29 protein-coding genes and 1 tRNA gene are annotated in these 22,947 nt (G+C 66.5%); 14 read left to right on the forward strand and 16 right to left on the reverse strand.

From position 1 onward, the window contains the following. Window positions 1–2: 2 nt before the first annotated feature. The 6 genes from AC07OX_RS11955 to AC07OX_RS11980 all read left to right on the forward strand — a co-directional run bounded on the left by AC07OX_RS11955 (window position 3) and on the right by AC07OX_RS11980 (window position 4,089). Window positions 3–623: a DUF3164 family protein gene (locus tag AC07OX_RS11955; protein WP_495261444.1), complete on the forward strand. Its 621-nt coding sequence runs from the start codon at window positions 3–5 to the stop codon at window positions 621–623. Further along, window positions 620–799 carry a hypothetical protein gene (locus AC07OX_RS11960; RefSeq protein WP_159274836.1) on the forward strand — a complete coding sequence of 60 codons (180 nt, stop codon included), beginning with the start codon at window positions 620–622 and terminating at the stop codon, window positions 797–799. Before AC07OX_RS11955 ends, AC07OX_RS11960 begins: the two co-directional genes overlap by 4 nt. Before the next feature lie 16 nt (window positions 800–815). Further along, window positions 816–1,256, forward strand: coding sequence for a Mor transcription activator family protein (locus tag AC07OX_RS11965; RefSeq protein WP_492741839.1), 441 nt, complete (start codon window positions 816–818; stop codon window positions 1,254–1,256). Between the two features lie 386 nt (window positions 1,257–1,642). Then, window positions 1,643–2,665: a thiamine pyrophosphate-dependent dehydrogenase E1 component subunit alpha gene (locus AC07OX_RS11970; RefSeq protein WP_354347747.1), complete on the forward strand. Its 1,023-nt coding sequence runs from the start codon at window positions 1,643–1,645 to the stop codon at window positions 2,663–2,665. Beyond that, on the forward strand, window positions 2,656–3,618 hold the full coding sequence (locus tag AC07OX_RS11975; protein WP_495261443.1) for an alpha-ketoacid dehydrogenase subunit beta: 963 nt from the start codon (window positions 2,656–2,658) through the stop codon (window positions 3,616–3,618). Before AC07OX_RS11970 ends, AC07OX_RS11975 begins: the two co-directional genes overlap by 10 nt. Window positions 3,619–3,639: 21 nt before the next feature. Next, window positions 3,640–4,089, forward strand: coding sequence for a MarR family winged helix-turn-helix transcriptional regulator (locus AC07OX_RS11980; RefSeq protein WP_492683425.1), 450 nt, complete (start codon window positions 3,640–3,642; stop codon window positions 4,087–4,089). On the opposite strand, the gene AC07OX_RS11985 is transcribed toward AC07OX_RS11980, so the two are convergent. Then, entirely contained in the window at window positions 4,077–4,844 is a 768-nt protein-coding gene (locus AC07OX_RS11985; protein WP_495261442.1) for an SDR family oxidoreductase, read from the reverse strand. The two genes, AC07OX_RS11980 and AC07OX_RS11985, sit on opposite strands and share 13 nt — an antisense overlap. Window positions 4,845–4,967: 123 nt before the next feature. On the opposite strand from AC07OX_RS11985, the gene AC07OX_RS11990 reads away from it, so the two are divergent. Together AC07OX_RS11990 and AC07OX_RS11995 are read left to right on the forward strand one after the other, a co-directional pair. After that, a complete protein-coding gene (locus tag AC07OX_RS11990; RefSeq protein WP_390347979.1) occupies window positions 4,968–5,897 on the forward strand; it encodes a LysR family transcriptional regulator in 930 nt (309 codons plus the stop codon). Between the two features lie 71 nt (window positions 5,898–5,968). Further along, the gene (locus tag AC07OX_RS11995) at window positions 5,969–7,006 is read left to right on the forward strand and encodes a Bug family tripartite tricarboxylate transporter substrate binding protein (RefSeq protein ID WP_495261441.1); all 1,038 of its coding nucleotides are present in this window, start codon (window positions 5,969–5,971) and stop codon (window positions 7,004–7,006) included. 132 nt (window positions 7,007–7,138) lie between these two features. Here the strand turns inward: AC07OX_RS11995 and AC07OX_RS12000 are convergent, their stop codons facing one another. Both AC07OX_RS12000 and AC07OX_RS12005 read right to left on the reverse strand, forming a co-directional pair. Further along, window positions 7,139–7,468 carry a DUF1840 domain-containing protein gene (locus AC07OX_RS12000; protein WP_070062980.1) on the reverse strand — a complete coding sequence of 110 codons (330 nt, stop codon included), beginning with the start codon at window positions 7,466–7,468 and terminating at the stop codon, window positions 7,139–7,141. A 17-nt stretch (window positions 7,469–7,485) separates the two neighbouring features. After that, window positions 7,486–8,754, reverse strand: a complete 1,269-nt coding sequence (locus tag AC07OX_RS12005) for a class I SAM-dependent methyltransferase (protein WP_062474832.1) — start codon at window positions 8,752–8,754, stop codon at window positions 7,486–7,488. A 118-nt stretch (window positions 8,755–8,872) separates the two neighbouring features. Here AC07OX_RS12005 and AC07OX_RS12010 point away from each other — a divergent pair, with 118 nt between their 5' ends. From AC07OX_RS12010 to AC07OX_RS12035, 6 genes are read left to right on the forward strand one after another with little or no spacing between them, the layout of a single operon-like run. Beyond that, window positions 8,873–11,257 (forward strand): bifunctional salicylyl-CoA 5-hydroxylase/oxidoreductase, encoded by a 2,385-nt coding sequence (locus tag AC07OX_RS12010; RefSeq protein WP_495261440.1) that lies wholly within the window; start codon window positions 8,873–8,875, stop codon window positions 11,255–11,257. Between the two features lies 1 nt (window position 11,258). Continuing rightward, a complete protein-coding gene (locus AC07OX_RS12015) occupies window positions 11,259–11,738 on the forward strand; it encodes a MarR family winged helix-turn-helix transcriptional regulator (protein ID WP_056576953.1) in 480 nt (159 codons plus the stop codon). Next, entirely contained in the window at window positions 11,735–12,589 is an 855-nt protein-coding gene (locus AC07OX_RS12020) for an enoyl-CoA hydratase family protein (protein WP_095747155.1), read from the forward strand. Before AC07OX_RS12015 ends, AC07OX_RS12020 begins: the two co-directional genes overlap by 4 nt. Before the next feature lie 5 nt (window positions 12,590–12,594). Beyond that, entirely contained in the window at window positions 12,595–13,788 is a 1,194-nt protein-coding gene (locus AC07OX_RS12025; protein WP_495261439.1) for an acyl-CoA dehydrogenase family protein, read from the forward strand. A gap of 4 nt (window positions 13,789–13,792) precedes the next feature. After that, entirely contained in the window at window positions 13,793–15,421 is a 1,629-nt protein-coding gene (locus tag AC07OX_RS12030) for an AMP-binding protein (protein ID WP_495261438.1), read from the forward strand. Further along, window positions 15,418–15,816, forward strand: coding sequence for a RidA family protein (locus tag AC07OX_RS12035; protein WP_056576966.1), 399 nt, complete (start codon window positions 15,418–15,420; stop codon window positions 15,814–15,816). Before AC07OX_RS12030 ends, AC07OX_RS12035 begins: the two co-directional genes overlap by 4 nt. 205 nt (window positions 15,817–16,021) lie before the next feature. Here the strand turns inward: AC07OX_RS12035 and AC07OX_RS12040 are convergent. The 13 genes from AC07OX_RS12040 to rplF all read right to left on the reverse strand — a co-directional run bounded on the left by AC07OX_RS12040 (window position 16,022) and on the right by rplF (window position 22,928). Continuing rightward, window positions 16,022–16,098 (reverse strand) — tRNA-Met (locus AC07OX_RS12040). A gap of 18 nt (window positions 16,099–16,116) precedes the next feature. Next, window positions 16,117–16,515 (reverse strand): 50S ribosomal protein L17, encoded by a 399-nt coding sequence (gene rplQ, locus AC07OX_RS12045; protein ID WP_056576970.1) that lies wholly within the window; start codon window positions 16,513–16,515, stop codon window positions 16,117–16,119. Window positions 16,516–16,603: 88 nt separating this feature from the next. Next, window positions 16,604–17,593: a DNA-directed RNA polymerase subunit alpha gene (locus AC07OX_RS12050; protein WP_056576973.1), complete on the reverse strand. Its 990-nt coding sequence runs from the start codon at window positions 17,591–17,593 to the stop codon at window positions 16,604–16,606. Between the two features lie 142 nt (window positions 17,594–17,735). Further along, window positions 17,736–18,359: a 30S ribosomal protein S4 gene (rpsD, locus tag AC07OX_RS12055; protein ID WP_056576976.1), complete on the reverse strand. Its 624-nt coding sequence runs from the start codon at window positions 18,357–18,359 to the stop codon at window positions 17,736–17,738. Window positions 18,360–18,489: 130 nt separating this feature from the next. Continuing rightward, window positions 18,490–18,894 (reverse strand): 30S ribosomal protein S11, encoded by a 405-nt coding sequence (rpsK, locus tag AC07OX_RS12060; RefSeq protein ID WP_009124825.1) that lies wholly within the window; start codon window positions 18,892–18,894, stop codon window positions 18,490–18,492. Window positions 18,895–18,906: 12 nt separating this feature from the next. Continuing rightward, a complete protein-coding gene (gene rpsM / locus AC07OX_RS12065) occupies window positions 18,907–19,272 on the reverse strand; it encodes a 30S ribosomal protein S13 (RefSeq protein WP_013544105.1) in 366 nt (121 codons plus the stop codon). A 23-nt stretch (window positions 19,273–19,295) separates the two neighbouring features. After that, a complete protein-coding gene (gene rpmJ, locus AC07OX_RS12070; RefSeq protein ID WP_013544106.1) occupies window positions 19,296–19,409 on the reverse strand; it encodes a 50S ribosomal protein L36 in 114 nt (37 codons plus the stop codon). Between the two features lie 66 nt (window positions 19,410–19,475). After that, window positions 19,476–20,789 carry a preprotein translocase subunit SecY gene (secY, locus tag AC07OX_RS12075; protein WP_056576979.1) on the reverse strand — a complete coding sequence of 438 codons (1,314 nt, stop codon included), beginning with the start codon at window positions 20,787–20,789 and terminating at the stop codon, window positions 19,476–19,478. A gap of 27 nt (window positions 20,790–20,816) precedes the next feature. Continuing rightward, a complete protein-coding gene (gene rplO, locus AC07OX_RS12080; RefSeq protein WP_056576982.1) occupies window positions 20,817–21,248 on the reverse strand; it encodes a 50S ribosomal protein L15 in 432 nt (143 codons plus the stop codon). Between the two features lie 11 nt (window positions 21,249–21,259). Beyond that, window positions 21,260–21,442 carry a 50S ribosomal protein L30 gene (rpmD, locus tag AC07OX_RS12085; RefSeq protein WP_019653974.1) on the reverse strand — a complete coding sequence of 61 codons (183 nt, stop codon included), beginning with the start codon at window positions 21,440–21,442 and terminating at the stop codon, window positions 21,260–21,262. A 35-nt stretch (window positions 21,443–21,477) separates the two neighbouring features. Next, window positions 21,478–21,996: a 30S ribosomal protein S5 gene (gene rpsE / locus AC07OX_RS12090; protein ID WP_056576983.1), complete on the reverse strand. Its 519-nt coding sequence runs from the start codon at window positions 21,994–21,996 to the stop codon at window positions 21,478–21,480. 18 nt (window positions 21,997–22,014) lie between these two features. Next, window positions 22,015–22,380 carry a 50S ribosomal protein L18 gene (gene rplR, locus AC07OX_RS12095; protein ID WP_056577252.1) on the reverse strand — a complete coding sequence of 122 codons (366 nt, stop codon included), beginning with the start codon at window positions 22,378–22,380 and terminating at the stop codon, window positions 22,015–22,017. A gap of 14 nt (window positions 22,381–22,394) precedes the next feature. Continuing rightward, on the reverse strand, window positions 22,395–22,928 hold the full coding sequence (rplF, locus tag AC07OX_RS12100) for a 50S ribosomal protein L6 (protein ID WP_062474819.1): 534 nt from the start codon (window positions 22,926–22,928) through the stop codon (window positions 22,395–22,397). Window positions 22,929–22,947 lie beyond the last annotated feature (19 nt).

A 22,947-nucleotide genomic window follows, 5' to 3' on the forward strand; every position in this document is an offset into this window, starting at 1 on the left:
CCATGCAAGAAGCCATCGCACACCACCCGGGTTACTGGAAAGACGCCAACGACGCGCTGATCCCGGTGTCGAAGATCAAGCCCATCGACAAGGACCGCCATGCCGTCGTCAGCGAACTCTGCGAGCAGGCCCGCCAGCAGAGCGCGGCGCTGATCGGTTTCAAGGTGGCCGCCATGAACGCGGTGCATGCGTTCATCGAGCGCAGCCTGGCGGCCTACGACGTGAAGCAGGGCGGCCGCAAGGGCAACGTCACGCTCGTGAGCTTCGACGGCAAGCACAAGGTGGAACGCCGGATGCAGGACACCGTCGTCTTCGACGAACGGCTGCAGGCGGCCAAGGCGCTCATCGACGAGTGCATCCAGAGCTGGAGCAAGGGCAGCAACGCCAACATCAAGGTGCTGGTGAACGATGCATTCCACGTCGACCAGCAGGGCAAGATCAGCACCGCCCGCGTGCTCGGCCTGCGCCGGCACGACATCTCCGACGCGAAGTGGCAGCAGGCGATGAGGGCGATCGGCGACAGCATGCGCATCGCCAGCACCAAGCCCTACATCCGCTTCTACGAGCGCAACGACGTCACCGGCGAGTACACGCCGATCAACCTGGACGTGGCCGCCGTATGAGCATGCGCATCACCGAGCCCTCTTTCTGCGCCTGGTGCATGGCGCCCGGCGCCAGCCTGCACGAGATCGCCTGCGACGCGTGCCGGCCGCAGCTCGAAGCCGCGGGCCTGGTCGAACCTTCGGCGATGCGGGAGCGCCCGCCCGCCAAGGTGCAGATCGGTCCCACCGACATCTGAAACGGAGCCCCATCCCATGAGCCCTCCCGAGTTCGTCAGCACCGTGCCGTTTCCAACGCACACGATCGCGCCGTGGCCGCGCAGGGCCGCGCCGGCGCGCGATCTGCTGCCGCCCCGGTTGCGGGAGTTCGCCCGCCTGATCGGGTTGTCGGCCACCATGTCCTTCGTCGCGCGCTACGGCGGCCTGCGGATCTACATTCCGGCGAACCCGGCCCCCGACCATCCGTTCGCCGCGCTGATCGGCTTCGACAACCTGCGCGCCCTCAGCGCCGAGTACGCCGTCGACGGCACGGGGCTTCGCTTCGTGCTGCCCAAGGCCCAACGGGCCCTCGACGCCATCCGCAACGAACAGATCCGCACGGACTACAGCACGGGCAAGTCCATCCGCGCGCTGGCCGCGGAACACAGCCTCGTGGAACGCCAGGTCTCACGCATCGTCGCGGACATTTCGCTCTGACCCGGAGGCCGGGCGGCAGGGCCCGGCCTCCTCACAGGAAAACTCTGGGGACAGTTTCCGGACAAGCCCCCTGTTATCCACAGCGGGAGCGACCTCGCCCAAGTTGTTCCTGTTTTGATAGCACCGCGAAAGCACAGGAGCACACAGTGTCCGGGGTGTGACAAGTTGTTGTCAGGCAAGGGAAAAAGTGCCCTGTCCACAGGGCGGGTTTACCCTTATCTACTACTACTAACTTAAATAAGAAGAATAAATAGAGAAGAGAGCAGGAAGCCCGCGCCCGAAAAAGAGGCCGGGCGAGGGGTCGAAGGGTTAGCCCGATAGGTCGAATCCGTCTCGGTTGATACGATTTTTCTCAAAGCGCCGATCCCCAGGGCGTTGGAGACAAGATGGACCCGAGCAACCCCCCAGGCGCCGGCGAGGCGCTGTACCGCGTCATGGTGCGCATCCGTGCCTTCGAGAACGCCGCCGAGACCGCCAGCCAGGGCGGGGTCAGCGCCTACGGCCAGCAGGCGGGCGGCGCCGCCAAGGTGCGCGGGCCGCTGCACCTGTCTACCGGGCAGGAAGCGGTGCCGGCGGGCGTGTGCGCCCACCTGCGCGCGAGCGACTACCTCACCTCCACGCACCGCGGCCACGGCCACACACTGGCCAAGGGCGCGGACCTCACGCGGATGATGTGCGAGCTGTTCGGCAAGGCCACGGGCTTCAACGGCGGCAAGGGCGGCTCGATGCACATCGCGGATTTCTCGGTGGGCATGCTGGGCGCCAACGGCGTGGTCGCGGCGGGGCTGCCGATCGCGGTGGGCGCGGCGCATGCGCAAAAACTCTTGAAGCGAGGCGACGACATCACGGTCTGCTTCTTCGGCGACGGCGCGATCAACCGCGGTCCGTTCCTCGAAGCGCTGAACTGGGCCCGCGTGTACGACCTGCCCGTGCTCTTCGTCTGCGAGGACAACCGCTGGAGCGCCACGACCGCGAGCGGCCCGATGACCGCCGGCGACGGCGCCTCGGCACGCGCCGCGTCGATGGACATCGCGGCCACGCAGGTCGACGGCAACGACGTGTTCGCGGTGCATGCCGCCGCGGCGCGTCTGGTGGCCGAGGTGCGCAGCGGTGCGGGGCCGCGCCTGCTGCACGCGCTCACCTACCGCGTGAAGGGCCACGTGTCGGTCGATCTCGCGGCCTACCGCGACCCGGCCGAGCTGGCCGCCGCGCTGGAAACCGACCCGATCGCGCGCGCCCGCGGCCACCTGCTGGACACCGGCGTGGCTGCCGCGACGCTGGACGCCATCGAGAACGCCGCGCGCGACGAGGTGGACACGGCCCTGGCCGTGGCCGACGCCGCGCCTTGGCCCGAGGCGAGCGCCGCCTTCACCGACGTGCAGACCACGGGAGCAGGCCAATGGCTGTGACGACGCTGAGTTATTCCGAAGCCGCCGTGCGCGCGCTGCAGCAGGAGATGGACGCCGACCCGCGTGTGGTCGTGCTCGGCGAGGACGTGGGCCGCGGCGGCATCTTCGGCCAGTACAAGGGGCTGCAGCAGCAGTACGGCGCCGAACGCGTGATCGACACGCCGATCAGCGAGGCCGCGATCATGGGCGCCGGCGTGGGCATGGCGCTCGCGGGGCTGCGCCCCGTGGTCGAGATGCGCGTGGTCGACTTCGCGCTGTGCGGCATGGACGAGCTGGTGAACCAGGCCGCGAAGAACCGCTTCATGTTCGGCGGCCAGGGCCGCGTGCCGCTGGTGGCGCGCATGCCGGGCGGCATCTGGGACGCGTCGGCGGCGCAGCATTCGCAGTCGCTCGAGGCCTGGTTCGCGCACCTGCCGGGCGTGGTGGTGGTGAGCCCGTCGACGCCGCAGGACAACCACGGCCTGCTGCGTGCGGCGCTGCAGTGCGGCGACCCGGTGGTCTACATCGAGCACAAGACGCTGTGGGGCGTGCGCGGCGAGGTGGACGACACGTTGGTCGTGCCGCTGGGCCAGGCGGCGCGCGTGCGCGAGGGCAACGCGCTCACGCTCGTGAGCTGGAGCAAGCAGATGCAGCCTTGCGCCGCCGCCTGCGACGCGCTGGCGGCCGAGGGCATCGCGGTCGACCTGATCGACCTGCGCACGCTGTGGCCGTGGGACCGCGAGACGGTGCTGTCGTCGTGCGCGCGCACGGGGCGGCTGCTGGTGGTGCACGAGGCGGTGCAGGCCGCGGGCTTCGGCGCCGAGATCGCCGCGAGCGCGGCCGAGGCCACGGGCTGCCGCGTCGCGCGGCTGGGCGCGCCGCGCATTCCGGTCGGCTACGCGCCGGTGCTGGAGGCGCAGTCGCGCGTGGGCGTGGACGCGATCGTGGCGACGGCGAAGAAGCTGGCCGGCTGAACCACAAGAGCACAAACGGCCATGGACCCGCTCTTCTTCAAGCTGGTGCGGGTCGTCAACCTCACGGCGCGGCCGTTCCATGAGCGCGTGGGGCGCGAGCACCAGCTCACGCTGAACGAGTGGCGCGCGATGGCCGTGCTGGCCGCGCAACCGGGGCTGAGCGCCACGCAGGTCGCCGACCTCACCGGCCTGGACAAGATGGCCGTGAGCCGCGCGCTGGCGGGCCTGAAGCGCCACCAGCGCGTGCAGCGCCGCAGCGACCCGACCGACCAGCGCTGCAGCCGCCTGTACCTCACGGCCGCCGGCAAGGCGCTGCACGCCACCGTCGGCGCGCTGGGACGGCAGCGCGAGGCCGAGCTGTTCGCGGGCGTCGATGCGGGCGAGCTGGCCCGCCTGAGCGACACGCTCGACACGCTGATCCGCGCGGTGGAGCGCGCGCCCGACCCCGGCGCAGCCGATCAGACGGTGTAGCCGCCGTCCACGCTCAGGTTGGCGCCGGTGACGAAGCCGCCGTCCGGGCCCACGAGGTAGGCGACCATGCCGGCGATTTCTTCGGCGCGGCCGTGGCGCGGCAGCACCATCACGTCGTGCATCGAGGCGGCGCGCGGGCCGGTGGCGGGGTTCATGGCAGTGTCGATGGGGCCGGGCTGCACGTTGTTGACCGTGATGCCGCGCGCGCCGAGGTCGCGCGCCAAGCCGCGCGTGAGGCCGACGATGGCGGCCTTGCTCATCGCGTAGACGCTGGCGCCCGCATCCAGCACGCGCTCGGCGTTGATGCTGCCGATGTTGACGATGCGGCCCGTGCCATCGCCCATGTGGCGCGCGGCGGCCTGGACGGCCACGAAGGTGGCGCGCACGTTGACGTCGATGGTGCGGTCGAAGTCTTCGAGCGAGAAGGTGTCGAGCTCGCCGCCGAGGTACACGCCCGCGTTGTTCACCAGGATGTCGAGCCGCTCGAAGGCGCGCGCGCCCTGGGCAATGGCGGCCGTGAGCGCGGCGGCGTCGCCGGCGTCGGCACGGATGGCCAGCGCGCGGCCGCCGGCGGCCTGGATCTCGCCGGCGAGCTTCTCGGCCTCGGCCTGCGCGCTGACGTAGGTGAAGGCCACGGCCGCGCCGTCGCGCGCCAGCCGGCGCACGATGGCGGCGCCGATGCCGCGCGAGCCGCCGGTGACGAAGGCGACCTTGCCGGCCAGGACGGGGGAGGAGGAAACAGAGGTGGAAGCCATGATTTTTCCGATCAGTTGGAGGAGGGAGGCCTTCAGTGTCGGAATTCCATTCCCTTTGCGGTAGCCATCAATCGGCCCGATCAGATTCAACCCAAAGTTGAAGATGAACGCCAGAATGGCGGCATGGAACCGCTCAATCACCTCGAATCCTTCGTGCAGAGCGCCGAGGGCGGCAGCTTCTCGGCGGCCGCACGGCGCCTGGGGCTCACGCCCGCGGCGGTCAGCAAGAACGTGGCGCGGCTCGAGGCGCGGCTGGGCGTGCGGCTGTTCCAGCGCAGCACGCGGCGGCTCACGCTGACCGAGGCCGGCGAGCGTTTCCTGGCGCAGGTCGGCGGCGCGCTGGCCACGCTGCAGGACGCGGTGGCCGGCCTCGCGCAGGACGACGGCCAGCCCTCGGGCACGCTCAAGGTGAGCATGGGGCAGGCCTTCGGGCGCGAGCATGTGCTGCCGTTCATGGGCGACTTCCTGGCGCGCTACCCGGGCATCGTGCCCGACTGGCATTTCGACAACCAGCAGGTCGACCTGGTCGGCGAGGGCTTCGACGCGGCCATCGGCGGCGGCATTGCGCTGTCGCCCGGCGTGGTGGCGCGCGAGCTGGCGCGCATCCACGTGGTCGCGGTGGCGGCGCCGGCCTACCTGGCGGGGCGCGCGCTGCCCGCGCATCCGTCCGAGCTGGCGCGCTTCGACGTGCTGCTGCGCCGCTCCTCGCCCACGGGCCGGCTGCGACCGTGGACGCTGCGGCATGCGAGCGGCGAGGAAACCATGGTCGACCTGCCGGCGCGCCCGCGCGCGATCTTCAATGACCCCGAGGCGATCGCGCAGGCGGCGCTGCTGGGGCTCGGCGTGGCGATGCTGCCGATGCCCTTCGTGGAACGCGGCCTGCGCAGCGGCGCGCTGGTGCGGCTGCTGCCCGGGTGGTACCAGGATTCGGGCGCCGTGTGGATCTACTACCCGAGCAAGAAGCTGCTGCCGCCCAAGACGCGGGTGTTCGTCGACTTCGTGCTGGCGCGCTTTCGCGAGGCGAAGTTCGCGCAGCGGATGCAGGTGGGTTGAGCGGCGATGTCCATCGAAGGCCGGGGTTTTTACTCGCGACGCCTTTGGCGCCCCCCTGTACAAAGGCGCGCATGACTTCCATCTCCCGCTCTTCTTCTTCCGTCACTTCCTCCACCCGCCGCTTCGCGCTCGTCGCCACGGCGGCGGCCACCCTCGCGCTGCTGGGCGGCGCCGCGCACGCACAGGCCACCTGGCCGACCAAGCCGGTGCGCATCGTCGTGCCCTTCGCGGCCGGCGGCACCACCGACATCCTGGCGCGCGCGGTAGCGCCCGAACTCTCGAAGGCCTTCGGCCAGCAGTTCATCGTGGACAACCGCGCGGGCGCCGGCGGCAACGTGGGCGCCGAGATCGTCGCGCGCTCGGCCAACGACGGCTACACGCTGCTGATGGGCACGGTGGGCACGCACGGCATCAACCGCGCGCTGTACCCCAAGCTGCCCTTCGACCCGATCAAGGACTTCGCGCCGATCACCCTGGTGGCCGCGGTGCCGAACGTGATGGAGATGAACGCCGAAAAAGCCAAGTCGCTGAACATCCGCAACGTGCAGGACTTCCTCAAGTACGCCAAGGCCAACCCGGGCAAGCTCAACATGGCCTCGAGCGGCAGCGGCACGTCGATCCACCTGGCGGGCGAGCTGTTCAAGAGCATGACGGGCACCTTCATGACGCACATCCCGTACAGGGGCTCGGGCCCGGCGCTGCTCGACCTGGTGGGCGGCAGCGCCGACCTGATGTTCGACAACCTGCCTTCGTCGATGGCGCAGATCAAGGGCGGCAAGCTCACGCCGCTGGCCGTGACCAGCGCCCAGCGCTCGCCCGCGCTGCCCGATGTGCCGACGGTGGCAGAAGCCGGCGGCCCCGCGCTCAAGGGCTACGAGGCGAGCTCATGGTTCGGGCTGCTGGCGCCGGCCGGCACGTCGCCGGAGATCGTGAACCGCATCCAGCAGGAAGTCGCGAAGTCGCTGGGCACGCCGGCGATCAAGGAAAAGATGCTGGCCCAGGGCGCGATCCCGAGCGGCAATTCGCCGGCGGACTTCACGAAGCTCATTGCGAGTGAGCATGTGAAGTGGGCGAAGGTCGTGAAAGATTCGGGCGCGAAGGTGGACTAACCCCCAGTCTTCGCGCACTTCGTGTCGCTACGCCAACCCCCTTGCAGGGGGCAACACCAGCGGCCCGGCAAAGCCGGTTCCGCGGTGTTTCTGGGAGGGAGTGGGGTGACGACTGCGAAGGATCAGGGGAGCTCAGGTCCCCCAGGTCACATCCTTGCTCTCGGCCTGCGAGTCCTTGAGCATGTGCAGCAACGGCGCGGCGCGCTGGTGCAGGCCGACATGCTGCTTCTCGGCGTCGGCGTCGTGGCCTTCGACGACGTGTTCGTCGTGGTTGTGCGGCGCAGGCTTGCTGCTTTCGAGCGCCAGTGCGGCTTCGAGGGCAGCGATGGCGCCGGGGATCTGCTCGACCGTGATGATGCCCTGCGGCGCGGCCGGCTTGCCGACGATGTCGAGCAGCTGGCGCGCGTGCACCTCGAGCATCACGAAGTCTGGGGCGGCCCGGGATTTGAAGCGGTAGAGCATGGTGGTGGTGTCCTCACTTATTTGTAGATGTAGTCACGGGCAAAAGGGTACACCGATTGCGCACCGCGCAAGGCACCGTGTTCGACCTTGCCGTCGGGCTTGGTCGACAGCATCTGGTGCAGCGAGATCCAGCCCTGCTCGAAGCTCATCGCCGAGCCCGCGAGGTACAGGCGGTAGGCGCGAAGGATGCGCTCGGCGTTCTCGCCCTGACGCCCACCGCTGCGGCCCAGCACTTCGCGCGCGGCATCGAGCTGCGCCTCGAGCGCATCCGACCACGCCCACAGCGTGCGCGCGTAGTGCGGGCGCAGGCTCTCGGTGTCGACCATCTCCAGCCCGGCCGCCGCGGTCTCGCGCAGCACGTGCGTCACGTGCAGCAACTCGCCGCCGGGGAAGATGTACTTCTCGATGAAGTCGCCCATGCCCGCGCCGAGCTGGCGGTAGTTCAGCTCGCCCGAGGTGATGCCGTGGTTGAGCACCAGCCCGCCCGGCTTGAGCAGGGTGTGGATCTTGTGGAAGTAGGTCGGCATGTTGGCCGCGCCCACGTGCTCGAACATGCCCACCGACGATATCTTGTCGAAGGGCTGGTCATCGGGCAGCTCGCGGTAGTCGCGCAGCTCCACGCGCACGCGGCCCTGCAGCCCTTTTTCTTCGATGAGCCGCTGCACGTGCGCATGCTGGTTCTTCGACAGCGTGATGCCGGTGGCGTCCACGCCGTAGTGCTCGGCTGCCCACAGCAGCAGCGCGCCCCAGCCGGAACCGATGTCCAGGTAGCGCTCGCCGGGCTGCAGCATGAGCTTGCGGCAGATGTGGTCGAGCTTGGCCTCCTGCGCCTGCGCCAGCGTGAGCTCAGGGGTGCGGAAGTAGGCGCATGAATAGACGCGGCGCGGGTCCAGCCACAGCGCGTAGAAATCGTCGGAGACGTCGTAGTGGAACTCGATCTGCGCGGCGTCCTTGCGCAGCGAGTGCGAGCCGCGCGACTTGGCGCGGCGCTGCAGGCGGCTCCACCAGGTGGTGTCGGTCTCGGCCGGGTTGCCGGGCAACAGGCCGACGGTGGCGTCGATCAGGTCGCGCATGGCGCCCTCGATCTGCACCTTGCCCTCGACGTAGGCCTCGCCGATGGCCCCGACCTGCCGGCCGGCCAGCTTGGCCAGCACCGACCACTCCTTGAAAGCCAGCGTCACGCGTGAACCCGCCTGGGCGACCCGGCGCCCGTCGGGCAACTCCAGTGCGATGGGCACGGGCAGCGAGGCCAGCTGCGACTCGATCTTGGGTATCAAGTGTTGCATGCGTCCATGGTATTGATTTTTCCAAGGATTTGCATGACATCACGCGCCGCGCGGGCCCAGGGCCTCTGCAGAGAAGCCCTCGTTGACAACAGATTGTTTATGCCTAAACTATTCAACCATGAACAGCTTGACCTCCCCCCGCCTCGCGCCCGCCTCGGACCTCCAGCGCATCCTGTGCATCGGTGGGGGTCCAGCCGGCCTGTATTTCGCCCTGCTGATGAAGGCCCGCAACCCGGCACTGCAGATCACGGTGGTCGAACGCAACCGCCCCTTCGACACCTTCGGCTGGGGCGTGGTGCTCAGCGACCAGACGCTGGGCAACCTGCGCGAGGCCGACGGCCCGACCGCCGCGCTCATCGGCAACGAGTTCCACCACTGGGACGACATCCAGGTGTTCTTCAAGGACCGCCAGGTGCGCTCCGGCGGCCACGGCTTCTGCGGCATCGGCCGCAAGCGCCTGTTGAACATCCTGCAGGAGCGCTGCCTCGAACTCGGCGTGGAGCTGGTGTTCGAGACCGACGCCACCGACGACCAGGCCATTGCCGCGCAGTACAAGGCCGACCTCGTCATTGCCAGTGACGGCCTCAACAGCCGCATCCGCCAGCGCTATGCCGACGTGTTCAAGCCCGACATCGACCTGCGCAACTGCCGCTTCGTCTGGCTGGGCACGCACCAGACCTTCGACGCCTTCACCTTCGCCTTCGAACAGACCGAGCACGGCTGGTTCCAGGCGCATGCCTACCAGTTCGACGACAAGACCTCGACCTTCATCGTCGAGACGCCCGAGGCCGTGTGGAAGGCCCACGGCCTCGACCAGATGGAGCAGCCCGAGGCCATCGCCTTCTGCGAGAAGCTGTTCGCCAAGTACCTGGGCGGCCATTCGCTCATCAGCAACGCCACGCACCTGCGCGGCTCGGCCAACTGGATCCGCTTTCCGCGCGTGGTGTGCGAGCGCTGGACGCACCGCATCGACGTCGAAGGCCGCTCGGTGCCCGTCGTGCTCATGGGCGACGCCGCGCACACGGCGCACTTCTCGATCGGCTCGGGCACCAAGCTCGCGCTCGAGGACGCGATCGACCTGGCCAACGAATTCGCGCAGGGCGGCACCGTCGACCACGTACTCAAGGGCTATGAAGCACGCCGCAGCGTCGAGGTGCTGAAGATCCAGAACGCCGCGCGCAACTCGACCGAATGGTTCGAGAACGTGCCGCGCTACACGGGCATGGAGATCGAGCAGTTCGCCTACTCGCTGCTCACGCGCTCGCAGCGCATCAGCCACGAGAACCTGCGCGTGCGCGACACGCAATGGCTCGGCGGCTACGAGCAGTGGCTGGCGGGCGGCAAGGCCGTGGCGCCGATGCTGATGCCACTGAAGGTGCGCGGCCTCGAACTCAAGAACCGCATCGTGGTCTCGCCGATGGCGACCTACAGCGCGGTCGACGGCGTGCCGCAAGACTTCCTGCTGGTGCACCTGGGCGCGCGCGCGCTCGGCGGCGCCGCGATGGTGTGCGTCGAGATGACGAGCCCGACGCCCGAAGGCCGCATCACGCCCGCCTGCACGGGCCTGTACAACGACACGCAGCAGGCCGCGTTCAAGCGCATCGTCGATTTCGTGCACACGCAGTCGAGCGCCAAGATCGCGATCCAGCTCGGCCACAGCGGCCCCAAGGGCTCGACGCGCGTGGGCTGGGAAGGCACCGACGAACCCCTCGAAAGCGGCAACTGGCCGGTGCTCGGCGCGAGCGCCCTGCCCTACGGTGAACAGAACCAGCTGCCGGCCGCGATCACGCGCGCCGAGATGGACACGCTGCGCGACCAGTTCGTCGATTCCACGCGCCGCGCGGTCGAGTGCGGCTTCGACTGGCTCGAGCTGCACTGCGCGCACGGCTACCTGCTGTCGGCCTTCATCAGCCCGCTCACCAACCTGCGCACCGACGAGTACGGCGGCGACATCGAAGCACGCTGTCGCTACCCGCTCGAAGTGTTCCGCGCGATGCGCGCCGTGTGGCCGGCCGACAAGCCGATGAGCGTGCGCATCTCCGCGCACGACTGGGCGCCTGGCGGCAACACCGATGCCGATGCCGTGGTGGTCGCGCGTCTCTTCAAGGAGGCCGGTGCCGACTTCATCGACGTGTCCTCGGGCCAGACCACGCGCGCCGCCAAGCCCGTGTACGGCCGCATGTACCAGACGCCGTTCGCCGACCGCATCCGCAACGAGGTCGGCATCTCGACCATCGCGGTGGGCGCCATCACCGACGCCGACCAGGCCAACAGCATCATCGCGGCCGGCCGCGCCGACCTGTGCGCCGTGGCGCGCCCGCACCTGGCCGACCCGGCCTGGACGCTGCACGAAGCCGCCAAGCTGCAAAGCCGCGACGTCGACTGGCCCAAGCAGTACCTGAGCGGCCGCGACCAGATGTACCGCGAGATCGCCAAGCAGCAGCAGATCGCCGCGGCCACCGCTGCCGCGGGCCGCGCGGCCGACGCCGAAGAGACGCACTGACATGGACCTCGAAGCACGCGCCCACAGCGAGCACCCCGAGGCGCTGCGCCTCTGGCTGCGTCTGCTCACCTGCACGCAGCTGGTGGAAAAGCAGGTGCGCAACGGCCTGCGCGCGCAGTTCGCCACCACGCTGCCGCGCTTCGATCTCATGTCGCAGCTCGAGCGCTCGCCCGACGGCCTGAAGATGAACGAACTCTCGCGCCGCATGATGGTCACGGGTGGCAACGTCACCGGCATCACCGACCAGCTCGTGACCGAAGGGCTGGTGGAGCGCATCAACGTCGAGGGCGACCGCCGCGCCTGGCGCGTGCGCCTCACGCCGCGCGGACGCAAGCTCTTCAACGAGATGGCGCAGCAGCACGAAGACTGGATCGTCGAGGCGTTCTCGAGCCTCAACCCCAAGGAGATCGCGCAGCTTCACAAGCTGCTCGGCAAGGTCAAACAACATTCCCACAGCAGCCAATTGGCGGAGACCGCATGAAGCACTACATCGGCGCAAGCAATCCCATGCGCGCGCAATTCGAACCCAAGGCCGACTACAAGGCCGAGCACTTCGCCTGGCGCTACGAAGCCGGCGTCGGCACCATCACGCTGAACCGCCCCGAGCGCAAGAACCCGCTGACCTTCGATTCGTACGCCGAGCTGCGCGACCTGTTCCGCGCGCTGACCTACGCGACCGACGTGAAGGTGATCGTCGTCACCGGCGCCGGCGGCAACTTCTGCTCGGGCGGCGACGTGCATGAAATCATCGGCCCGCTGACCGGCATGCGCATGCCCGAGCTGCTCGAGTTCACGCGCATGACGGGCGACCTCGTGAAGGCCATCCGCAACTGCCCGCAGCCGATCGTCGGCGCGATCGACGGCGTGTGCGCCGGTGCCGGCGCGATGATCGCGCTGGCCTGCGATCTGCGCTACGGCACGCCCGCCACGCGCACCGCCTTCCTCTTCACCCGCGTGGGCCTGGCCGGTGCCGACATGGGCGCCTGCGCACTGCTGCCGCGCGTGATCGGCCAGGGCCGCGCCTCGGAGCTGCTGTTCACCGGCCGCGCCATGACCGCCGAAGAAGGCCAGGCCTGGGGCTTCTTCAACGCACTGCACGACAGTGCCTCGCTGCTCGACGCCGCCACCAAGGTCGCGCGCGACCTGGCCGAAGGCCCGAGCTTCGCGCACGGCATGACCAAGACCATGCTGTCGCAGGAATGGTCGATGACCATCGACCAGGCCATCGAGGCCGAAGCGCAGGCGCAGGCGATCTGCATGCAGACCGAAGACTTCAAGCGCGCCTACGAGGCCTTCGCGGCCAAGCGCAAGCCGGTGTTCGGCGGAGACTGACGCGCATGATGACCAAGATTCCTGCCCCACCGTCGACCGCGCACCTCGCGCTGCCGTTCTTCGACGACGCGCACCGCGCGCTCGCCAACGACCTGCTGCCCTGGTGCGCCGCCCAGGAGATCGATGAGCGCGACGACCGCGCGGCTTGCCACGAATGGGTGCGCCGCCTCGGCGACGCCGGCTGGCTGCGCTATGCGGTGCCCGGCAGTGCCGGCGGCGCGCTCGAGCGCCTCGATTCGCGCGCGCTCGTGCTGCTGCGCGAAACGCTGGGCTACCACTCGCCACTGGCCGACTTCGCCTTCGCGATGCAGGGCCTGGGCAGCGGTGCGATCACGCTGGACGGCACGCCCGAGCAGCAGTCGCAGTACCTCACGGCCGTCGGCAAGGGCGCGAAGATCGCGGCCTTCGCACTCAGCGAACCCGAAGCCGGCTCCGACGTGGCAGCGATGGCGATGCGCGCCGAGCCCACCGCCGACGGCTGGCGCCTGAACGGCGAGAAGACCTGGATCAGCAACGGCGGCATCGCCGACTTCTACTGCGTGTTCGCCAAGACCGACCCCACGGCCGGCACGCGCGGCATCACGGTGTTCATCGTCGACGCAACGACGCCGGGGCTCGACACCTCGGCCCACATCGACGTGATGGCGCCGCACCCGCTGGCCACCCTGCGCTTCGACAACTGCATCGTGCCGCGCACGGCGCAGCTGGGCACGCTCAACGGCGGCTTCAAGCTCGCGATGCGCACGCTCGACATCTTCCGCGCCTCGGTGGCTGCCGCCGCGCTCGGCATGGGGCGTCGCGCGCTGGCCGAAGCCATCGCACACGCCAAGGGCCGCCGCATGTTCGGCCAGACGCTGGCCGACTTCCAGCTCACGCAGGCCAAGCTCGGCGAGATGGCCGCGCTGATCGACAGCGCCGCGCTGCTCACCTACCGCGCTGCGTGGATGCGCGACGACGCGGAGCGCCGCGGCGCGCCGGCAGTCGGCGACGTGTCGGCCGCTGCCGCCATGGCCAAGATGTGCGCCACCGAGAACGCCAGCCGCGTGATCGACATGGCGCTGCAGATGCATGGGGGACTCGGCGTGAAGGTCGGCACCAAGATCGAAAGCCTGTACCGGGACATCCGCTCGCTGCGCATCTATGAAGGCGCGACGGAAGTCCAGCAACTGATCATCGGCAAATCCGTTTTGCGGGGGTGAAACCGTGTCTGCCCAAGTCGATCGCTTCGTTCATGACCGCCTGCCGCCCGCCGCGCAGCTGCCGGTCTTTCGCTACGACCTGCCCGAACTGCAGTTCCCCGACCAGCTGAACCTGGTCGAGGAGCTGCTGGACAAGGCGGTCGCCAAGGGCTTCGGCGACCGCCCGATGCTGCGTTCGCCCGCTGGCGTGCTCACCTACGCCCAGGCGGGCGTCGAGGTGAACCGCATCGCCCAGGTGCTGGTCGAGGATCTCGGGCTGGTGCCCGGCAACCGCGTGCTGCTGCGCGGCGGCAACTCGGTGTGGATGGCGCTGTCGTGGCTCGCCGTGGTCAAGGCCGGGCTGATCGCGGTGGCGACGATGCCGCTGCTGCGCGCCAAGGAGCTGGGCGAGATCATCGAGAAATCGCAGCCCGTGGCCGCGCTGTGCGAAGGGCGCCTGCTCGAGGAGCTGGTAGCCGCGCAGAAGGCGCACCCGGTGCTCGCGACGGTGATTGCCTTCAACCAGCCCGACGCACCCGATTCGCTGTCGGCGCGCGCGGCCGGCAAGAGCGGCATGTTCACCGCCTGCCCCACGGCGGCCGACGACATCGCGCTGCTCGCCTTCACCTCGGGCACCACGGGCAAGCCCAAGGCGCCCGTCACCACGCACCGCGACGTGGTCGCCATGTGCCAGACCTGGCCGCGCCACGTGCTGCGCGCGCGCAGCGACGACATCGTGGTCGGCACGCCGCCGCTGGCCTTCACCTTCGGGCTCGGCGGCTTGCTGATCTTCCCGATGTGGGCCGGTGCGTCGGTGTACTTTCCCGACGGCGCCTTCTCGCCCGAAGCGCTCGTGAAGCTCATCAACGAGGTCGGCGCGACCATCTGCTACACCGCGCCCACCTTCTATCGCCAGATGGCGCCCTTCGTCCGGCAGCACGGGGCGCCGAGCCTGCGCATCTGCGTGAGCGCAGGCGAGGCGCTTCCCGACGCCACGCGCCAGCTCTGGAAGGAGACCACCGGCATCGAGATGCTCGACGGCATCGGCGGCACCGAGGTGTTCCACATCTACATCTCGGCCGCCGGCGACGAGGTGCGCCGCGGCGCCGTCGGCAAGGCGGTGCCGGGTTTCACGGCCAAGGTGGTCGACGACCAGGGCAACGAAGTGCCGCGCGGCACGGTCGGCAAGCTTGCGCTGCAAGGCCCGGTCGGCTGCCGCTACCTCGACGATCCGCGCCAGGCCGACTACGTGAAGAACGGCTGGAACTACCCTGGCGACTCGTTCGTGCAGGATGACGACGGCTACTTCTTCTATCAGGCGCGTGCGGACGACATGATCATCACGGCCGGCTACAACGTCGGCGGCCCGGAAGTGGAGGATGCGCTGCTCAAGCACCCGGCCGTGGCCGAGTGCGGTGTGATCGGCAAGCCCGACACCGACCGCGGCATGATCGTGAAGGCCTTCTGCGTGCTCAAGCCCGGCAACACCGGCGACGCAGCGATGGTGAAGGCCCTCCAGGACCACGTGAAAGCCACCATCGCCCCCTTCAAGTACCCGCGGGAGATCGAGTTCGTGACGGCGCTGCCGCGCACCGAAACCGGCAAACTCCAGCGCTTCAAATTGAGACAACTCAACAGCAACACACCATCATGACGAACAAACTCATTCAGCCTCCGGGCTGGCTGCCCCCGAAGGGCTATGCAAACGGCATCGCGGCGCGCGGCACCCAGGTGTTCGTCGGCGGCCAGATCGGCTGGAATGCCCAGCAGCAGTTCGAATCCGACGACTTCATCGACCAGTGCGGCCAGGCGCTGCGCAACATCGCCGAGGTGCTGCGCGAAGCCGGGGCCGGCCCCGAGCACATGGTGCGCATGACCTGGTACGTGACGGACCGCGACGAGTACAGCCGCCGCCTGTCCGAGCTCGGCCCGGTCTACCGCGACGCGCTGGGCCGCAACTTCCCGGCCATGACCTGCGTGCAGGTGGCGGCGCTGGTGGAGCACCGCGCGAAGGTGGAGATCGAGGTGACGGCGGTCATTCCGGACTGATCCTGCGCTTGGGCTGCGCGCCAGCGCAGTCTTCAGGCGCCGCTGCGGCGCACGTTCCCGAGACCGGCCTCTTTGCGGGGCGGGTCCAGAAACAGAAAAGCCCTCTTCGCGAGGGCTCTTTTTCGTGTCGAATTTCGACCAGGAATTTCCAAAAGAATTTGGACAAAGAAAAAGGCCCTTTGATTTCTCAAAGGGCCTTTTAAATTGGTTGCGCGAGCAAGATTTGAACTTGCGACCTTTGGGTTATGAGCCCAACGAGCTACCAGGCTGCTCCATCGCGCGGCAAGTATAAATTATAGCTTATTCAGCGGCGTTTTGCTCAGCGCCAGCATCTTTAATTTCAGCACGGTCGACCAGTTCGACGAGCGCCATCGGGGCGTTGTCGCCCACGCGGAAACCCATCTTCAGGATGCGGGTGTAGCCGCCCGGACGCGCTGCGAAACGCGGGCCGAGTTCGCCGAAGAGCTTGACGACGCTGTCGCGGCTGCGCAGGCGGTCGAAGGCCAGGCGCTTGTTGGCGAGCGTGGGCTTCTTGGCGAGCGTGATCATCGGCTCGATGACGCGGCGCAGTTCCTTGGCCTTGGGGACCGTGGTCTTGATGACTTCGTGCTCGATGAGCGAATTCATCATGTTCTGCAGCATCGCGAGGCGGTGCGAGCTGGTGCGGTTGAGTTTGCGAAGTCCGTGTCCGTGACGCATGGTGCTTTTTCCTTTACTTTATTAAACAGGCAGCCGTATCAGGTACTGCCCGGGCACGAGCCCTCATGGGCTCAATTCAAAACAAAAATCAACGCTTATCGAGACCGGCCGGCGGCCAGCTTTCGAGCTTCATACCCAAGGTGAGACCGCGCGAAGCGAGGACTTCCTTGATTTCGTTGAGCGACTTGCGACCCAGGTTCGGGGTCTTGAGCAGCTCGTTCTCGGTGCGCTGGATCAGGTCACCGATGTAGTAGATGTTTTCGGCCTTCAGGCAGTTGGCCGAACGCACCGTCAGTTCGAGTTCGTCGACAGGGCGCAGCAGGATCGGATCGAACTGCTGGGCGCTGCGCGGTGCGGGTGCATCGAATGCAGCGAGTTCGCCGCCTTCGAGCTGCGCGAACACGGCGAGCTGTTCGACCAGGATTTTAGCCGATGCGCGAACCGCATCTTCGGCGCTGATCGCACCGTTGGTCTCGATCTCGACCAGCAGCTTGTCCAGGTCGGTACGCTGTTCGACGCGGGCGCTTTCGACCGTGTAGCTCACGCGCTTGACGGGCGAGAACGATGCGTCGAGGACGATGCGGCCGATCGACTTGGTCGGCTCGTCCGCGTAGCGGCGCATCGTGCCGGGCACGTAGCCGCGACCCTTTTCAACCTTGATCTGCATGTCGAGCTTGCCGCCTTGCGACAGGTGCGCGATCACATGGTCAGGATTGATGATCTCGACGTCGTGCGGGGTCTGGATGTCCGATGCGAGGACCGGGCCTTCGCCGTCCTTGCGCAGGCTCAGCGTGACTTCGTCGCGGTTGTGGAGCTTGAACACCACGCCCTTGAGATTCAGCAGGATGTTGACGACATCTTCCTGCACGCCGTCGATCGACGAGTACTCATGCAGAACGCCAGCGATCGTGACTTCGGTGGCCGAGTAGCCGACCATGGACGACAGCAGAACGCGACGCAGCGCGTTGCCGAGCGTGTGGCCGTAGCCGCGCTCGAAAGGCTCGAGCGTGACCTTGGCCTTGTTGGCGGCAAGTTGCTCGACCTGGATGGTCTTGGGTTTCAGCAGGGTGGTTTGCATGCAGACTTCCTCTCAATACCCCCGGCTCGTTACACCGGTAAGGCTGGTGAAGCGCCTGATCCGCAACAGAGTGCGGAGCAGGAACGTGAACAACAATATCAATCTCCCGCCGGCGCAAGGACGCGCAGGCGGGTAGAGAAAATCAACGCGAATACAGTTCGACGATCAGCGATTCGTTGATGTCGGCTGCGAATTCGTCGCGATCCGGGACCTTCTTGAAGGTGCCTTCGGCCTTGTCGGCGTTCACATCGACCCAAGCCGGCATGCCGACTTGTTGGGCGAGTTGCAGCGCTTCGACAATGCGGTTCTGCTTCTTGGACTTTTCGCGCACGGCGATCACGTCACCGGTCTTGACCAGGTACGACGGGATGTTGACCGACTGGCCGTTCACGGTGATCGCCTTGTGCGACACGAGCTGACGTGCTTCGGCGCGCGTCGAGCCGAAGCCCATGCGGTAGACCACGTTGTCCAGGCGCGACTCGAGGATGAACAGCAGGTTGGCACCGGTGTTGCCACGGCGACGATCAGCTTCTTCGAAGTAGCGGCGGAACTGCTTCTCGAGCACGCCGTACATGCGCTTGACCTTCTGCTTCTCACGCAGCTGCAGACCGTAGTCGGAGGTGCGCTGACCCGAGGTGCGGCCATGCTGGCCGGGCTTGGAGTCGAACTTGGCCTTGTCTTGAATGGAGCGGCGGGCGCTCTTCAGGAACAGGTCGGTGCCTTCACGGCGGGAAAGTTTGGCCTTGGGGCCGAGGTAACGTGCCACGGTATTTCCTTGGTGTCATCTGCCGCAGTTACCTGCGGGAGCCGTCGGCGGATATGCCGATGGCGGTGGGCTTAGTGAAAAAACAAATGCGCAGCCGCTCGAAAGCTGGCTGCGCCTTGCGGACTGACGATCAGATGCGGCGACGCTTCTGGGGACGGCAGCCGTTGTGCGGAACGGGCGTCACGTCGGCAATGGAATTGATCCGGATGCCGAGCGCAGCCAGTGCGCGCACCGACGACTCGCGACCAGGACCGGGGCCCTTGATCTCGACGTCGAGGTTCTTGATACCTTGTTCGACAGCAGCACGGCCGGCCACTTCGGAAGCGACCTGCGCAGCGAACGGGGTCGACTTGCGCGAGCCCTTGAAGCCCTGGCCACCCGACGAAGCCCACGACAGGGCGTTGCCCTGGCGATCGGTGATCGTGATGATGGTGTTGTTGAACGAGGCATGCACGTGGGCGATACCGTCCGCAACGTTCTTGCGAACCTTCTTGCGAACGCGCTGTGCGGCGTTGTTTGCAGGTGCTTTAGCCATGCTTGTCTATCCTTATTTCTTCAGGGACTGCGCAGCCTTGCGCGGACCCTTGCGGGTGCGGGCGTTGGTGCGCGTGCGCTGGCCGCGCATCGGCAGGCCGCGACGGTGACGGAAGCCGCGATAGCAGCCGATGTCCATCAAACGCTTGATGTTCATCGTCGTCTCGCGACGCAGATCGCCTTCGATCGTGAACAGAGCGATCTGGTCGCGGATCTTTTCGAGATCGGCGTCGGTCAGATCCTTGATCTTCTTCGAATATTCGATGCCGCTCGCTTCGCAGATTTGACGGGCGCGGGTGCGACCGATACCGAAAATGGCGGTCAGGCCGATTTCAGCGTGCTTGTGCGGCGGGATGTTGATGCCAGCAATACGTGCCATGTGCGTCCTCTAATACTCTTCAATCAACCCTGGCGCTGCTTGTGGCGCGGGTCGGTGCAAATCACACGCACCACACCTTTACGGCGGATGACCTTGCAATTACGGCAGATGGTTTTGACCGAAGCCGAAACTCTCATTTCATTCTCCTAAAACTGTTTAACGTGGCGGTCTACCGCCCGGACTCAATACTGAAACTCACAGCCCTACGATGTCTTGAAGTTCGCCTTCTTCAGCAGCGATTCGTACTGCTGGGACATCATGTAGTTTTGCACCTGGGCCATGAAGTCCATCGTGACGACCACGATGATCAGCAGGGAGGTACCACCGAAGTAGAACGGCACGTTGTACTTCAGGATCAGGAACTCGGGCAGCAGGCAGACGAAGGTGATGTACACCGCGCCAGCCAACGTCAGGCGAACCAGAATCTTGTCGATATAGCGAGCGGTCTGGTCACCCGGGCGAATGCCAGGAATGAACGCACCACTCTTCTTCAGGTTATCGGCCGTTTCCTTGCTGTTGAACACGAGTGCCGTGTAGAAGAAGCAGAAGAAAACGATCGCAGCGGCATACAGCAGCACGTAGATCGGCTCGCCCGGACGCAGTGCGCTGGCGATGTCCTTGATCCAGCGGAAGCCACCGTCACCGGCGCTGAACCAGCCCACCACCGTTGCCGGCAGCAGAATGATCGACGACGCGAAGATCGGAGGAATCACACCGGCCATGTTCAGCTTCAGGGGCAGGTGCGACGACTGACCGCCGTAGACCTTGTTGCCGACCTGGCGCCGCGCATAGTTCACGAGGATCTTGCGCTGACCACGTTCCACGAACACCACGAAGTAGGTGACCAGCACCACGACCGCGATGATGAAGAGCGCAACGATGGGGTTCATCGCACCGGTCGTCACCAGCGAAGCCAGGCCGCCGATCGCACCGGGCAGACCGGCCGCGATACCTGCAAAGATCAGGATCGAGATGCCGTTGCCCAGGCCGCGTTCGGTGATCTGCTCGCCGAGCCACATCAGGAACATCGAACCTGCCGTCAGGCTCACCATGGCGGTCAGGCGGAAGCCGAAACCGGGGGCGATCACCAGACCAGCCGACGATTCGAGGGCCACTGCGATGCTGAACGACTGGAACAGAGCCAAGCCGAGCGCGCCATAGCGCGTGTACTGCGTGATCTTGCGGCGACCGGCCTCGCCTTCCTTCTTCAATTGCTCGAAGGTAGGAAGCACGTAGGTCATCAGCTGCATGATGATCGACGCCGAGATGTACGGCATGATCCCCAACGCGAACACGGTGAAACGCGACAGCGCCCCGCCCGAGAACATGTTGAACAGGCTCAGAATGCCGCCCTGCTGGCCCTGGAACAACGCTGCCAGCTGGTCCGGGTTGATACCCGGCACAGGAATGTGCGCGCCAATCCGGTAGACCACGAGCGCGAGCAGCAAAAAGACGAGCCGACGACGGAGGTCGCCGAACTTGCCTGTTTTTGCGATCGTTGCCGCGTTAGTTGCCACGAAGAACTTCTTTCAGTCCGATGGTGATCAGGCGAGGCTGCCGCCGGCTGCTTCGATCGCAGCCTTGGCACCAGCGGTCGCACCCACGCCCGTCAGCTTGACGGCCTTGGTGAGTTCGCCGGTCTTGATGATCTTGACGACCTTGGCGAGCTGGCCCACGAGGCCGGCTTGCTTCAGTGCCAGGACATCGACTTCGGCCAGGCCGAGCTGCTCGAGAGCAGTCAGCGTGACTTCGGCGTTGTACTTCAGCAGGTGCGACTTGAAGCCGCGCTTGGGCAGGCGACGCTGCAGCGGCATTTGACCGCCTTCGAAGCCGACCTTGTGGAAACCGCCTGCGCGCGACTTCTGGCCCTTGTGACCGCGACCTGCGGTCTTGCCGATGCCGGAGCCGATACCGCGGCCAACGCGACGCTTGGCGTGCTTGGCGCCAGCTGCCGGCTTGATGCCATTGAGTTCCATATCAGTCTCTCTTACAGAACTTTGACCAGATAACTGATCTTGTTGATCATGCCGCGCACTGCGGGCGTGTCTTGCAGCTCGCTCACGCTGTTGAGCTTGCGCAGGCCGAGGCCACGCACGGTCGCGCGATGCGATTCCTTGGTGCCGATCGGGCTCTTCACCAGCTGCACCTTGAGGGTTTGTTGTTGCGTCATTTGAATGCTTCCTTCAGCCTTGCGAGAGCTTGCGCTCAGGCGAAGATTTCTTCGACGGTGAGACCGCGCTTGGCAGCCACTTGGCCGGCCGTCGTCGAGTTCTTCAACCCGTCGAGCGTGGCGCGAACCATGTTGTAGGGGTTCGACGAACCATGGCTCTTGGCCACGATGTCGGTGATGCCCATGACTTCGAACACGGCGCGCATCGGGCCGCCGGCGATGATGCCGGTACCCTTGGGAGCCGGGTACATCACGACGGTGGCAGCACCGTGGTGACCTTGCACCTGGTGATGCAGCGTACCGTTCTTGATCGGAGCCTTGAACAGGTTGCGGCGGGCTTCTTCCATTGCCTTCTGCACGGCAGCAGGCACTTCCTTGGACTTGCCCTTGCCCATGCCGACGCGGCCATCGCCGTCACCGACCACGGTCAGCGCTGCGAAACCGAGGATACGACCACCCTTCACCACCTTGGTGACGCGGTTGATCGCGATCATCTTCTCGCGCAGACCGTCCTCAGGACCTTCGTTCTGCGTTCTTGCTTGAATCTTTGCCATTTTGAATCTCGTGTCCGATTAGAACTGCAGACCGGCTTCGCGGGCTGCCTCGGCCAGCGCCTTGACGCGGCCGTGGTAGGCGAAACCTGCGCGATCGAAAGCGACCTTCTCGACGCCGGCAGCCTTCGCCTTTTCAGCGATGCGCTTGCCGATGGCGGTGGCAGCGGCGGCATTGCCACCCTTGCCCGAGGCGCCGAGTGCTGCGCGCACTTCGGCTTCGGCGGTCGATGCGGTTGCGATCACCTTGGTGCCGTCGTCGGAGATGACGGTGGCATAGATGTGCAGGTTGGTGCGGTTCACCGTGAGGCGAGCCACGCCCTGCGTCGCAATGCGGATGCGGGTCTGGCGCGAGCGGCGAAGACGCTGTGCTTTTTTGGTCAACATCATTTTGCTGCCCCTTACTTCTTCTTGGTCTCTTTGATCACGATCTTCTCGTCCGCATAGCGGATGCCCTTGCCCTTGTAGGGCTCTGGCGGACGAACAGCGCGGATCTCAGCGGCGATCTGGCCGACGCGTTGACGGTCAGCGCCCTTGATCACCACTTCGGTCGGGGTCGCGGTGGTCACCGTGATGCCTTGCGGCATGTCGATGTTGACCGGGTGCGAGTAACCGACTTGCAGGTTCAGCTTGGCGCCGGACGCTGCAGCCTTGTAGCCGACGCCGACCAGGTTGAGCTTCTTCTCGAAGCCCTTGGTCACGCCAACCACCATGTTGTTCACCAGCTGGCGAATCGTGCCGCTCATCGCATTCGCTTCACGCGAATCGTTGGCGGGCTCGAAGCTCAGCTTGCCGTCCTTGTTGACGACATTCACCAGCGCATTGCGAGCCAGGCTGAGCGTGCCGCCCGTGCCCTTGACACTGATCTGGTCTTCCTTGATCGACACATCCACGCCTGCGGGGATGGCGACCGGCATTTTTCCTACTCGGGACATTTCAGTAACTCCTCGATGT

This window comes from Variovorax sp. GW821-FHT09D07, assembly GCF_059416345.1.

Excerpts from the sequence above, each read along its gene's own strand:
- AC07OX_RS11955 (WP_495261444.1), top strand. The coding sequence starts at position 3 with ATGCAAGAAGCCATCGCACACCACCCGGGTTACTGGAAAGACGCCAAC.
- AC07OX_RS11960 (WP_159274836.1), top strand. The coding sequence starts at position 620 with ATGAGCATGCGCATCACCGAGCCCTCTTTCTGCGCCTGGTGCATGGCG.
- AC07OX_RS11965 (WP_492741839.1), top strand. The coding sequence starts at position 816 with ATGAGCCCTCCCGAGTTCGTCAGCACCGTGCCGTTTCCAACGCACACG.
- AC07OX_RS11970 (WP_354347747.1), top strand. The coding sequence starts at position 1,643 with ATGGACCCGAGCAACCCCCCAGGCGCCGGCGAGGCGCTGTACCGCGTC.
- AC07OX_RS11975 (WP_495261443.1), top strand. The coding sequence starts at position 2,656 with ATGGCTGTGACGACGCTGAGTTATTCCGAAGCCGCCGTGCGCGCGCTG.
- AC07OX_RS11980 (WP_492683425.1), top strand. The coding sequence starts at position 3,640 with ATGGACCCGCTCTTCTTCAAGCTGGTGCGGGTCGTCAACCTCACGGCG.
- AC07OX_RS11985 (WP_495261442.1), bottom strand. The coding sequence starts at position 4,844 with ATGGCTTCCACCTCTGTTTCCTCCTCCCCCGTCCTGGCCGGCAAGGTC.
- AC07OX_RS11990 (WP_390347979.1), top strand. The coding sequence starts at position 4,968 with ATGGAACCGCTCAATCACCTCGAATCCTTCGTGCAGAGCGCCGAGGGC.
- AC07OX_RS11995 (WP_495261441.1), top strand. The coding sequence starts at position 5,969 with ATGACTTCCATCTCCCGCTCTTCTTCTTCCGTCACTTCCTCCACCCGC.
- AC07OX_RS12000 (WP_070062980.1), bottom strand. The coding sequence starts at position 7,468 with ATGCTCTACCGCTTCAAATCCCGGGCCGCCCCAGACTTCGTGATGCTC.
- AC07OX_RS12005 (WP_062474832.1), bottom strand. The coding sequence starts at position 8,754 with ATGCAACACTTGATACCCAAGATCGAGTCGCAGCTGGCCTCGCTGCCC.
- AC07OX_RS12010 (WP_495261440.1), top strand. The coding sequence starts at position 8,873 with ATGAACAGCTTGACCTCCCCCCGCCTCGCGCCCGCCTCGGACCTCCAG.
- AC07OX_RS12015 (WP_056576953.1), top strand. The coding sequence starts at position 11,259 with ATGGACCTCGAAGCACGCGCCCACAGCGAGCACCCCGAGGCGCTGCGC.
- AC07OX_RS12020 (WP_095747155.1), top strand. The coding sequence starts at position 11,735 with ATGAAGCACTACATCGGCGCAAGCAATCCCATGCGCGCGCAATTCGAA.
- AC07OX_RS12025 (WP_495261439.1), top strand. The coding sequence starts at position 12,595 with ATGATGACCAAGATTCCTGCCCCACCGTCGACCGCGCACCTCGCGCTG.
- AC07OX_RS12035 (WP_056576966.1), top strand. The coding sequence starts at position 15,418 with ATGACGAACAAACTCATTCAGCCTCCGGGCTGGCTGCCCCCGAAGGGC.
- rplQ (WP_056576970.1), bottom strand. The coding sequence starts at position 16,515 with ATGCGTCACGGACACGGACTTCGCAAACTCAACCGCACCAGCTCGCAC.
- AC07OX_RS12050 (WP_056576973.1), bottom strand. The coding sequence starts at position 17,593 with ATGCAAACCACCCTGCTGAAACCCAAGACCATCCAGGTCGAGCAACTT.
- rpsK (WP_009124825.1), bottom strand. The coding sequence starts at position 18,894 with ATGGCTAAAGCACCTGCAAACAACGCCGCACAGCGCGTTCGCAAGAAG.
- rpsM (WP_013544105.1), bottom strand. The coding sequence starts at position 19,272 with ATGGCACGTATTGCTGGCATCAACATCCCGCCGCACAAGCACGCTGAA.
- rpmJ (WP_013544106.1), bottom strand. The coding sequence starts at position 19,409 with ATGAGAGTTTCGGCTTCGGTCAAAACCATCTGCCGTAATTGCAAGGTC.
- rplO (WP_056576982.1), bottom strand. The coding sequence starts at position 21,248 with ATGGAACTCAATGGCATCAAGCCGGCAGCTGGCGCCAAGCACGCCAAG.
- rpmD (WP_019653974.1), bottom strand. The coding sequence starts at position 21,442 with ATGACGCAACAACAAACCCTCAAGGTGCAGCTGGTGAAGAGCCCGATC.
- rpsE (WP_056576983.1), bottom strand. The coding sequence starts at position 21,996 with ATGGCAAAGATTCAAGCAAGAACGCAGAACGAAGGTCCTGAGGACGGT.
- rplR (WP_056577252.1), bottom strand. The coding sequence starts at position 22,380 with ATGTTGACCAAAAAAGCACAGCGTCTTCGCCGCTCGCGCCAGACCCGC.
- rplF (WP_062474819.1), bottom strand. The coding sequence starts at position 22,928 with ATGTCCCGAGTAGGAAAAATGCCGGTCGCCATCCCCGCAGGCGTGGAT.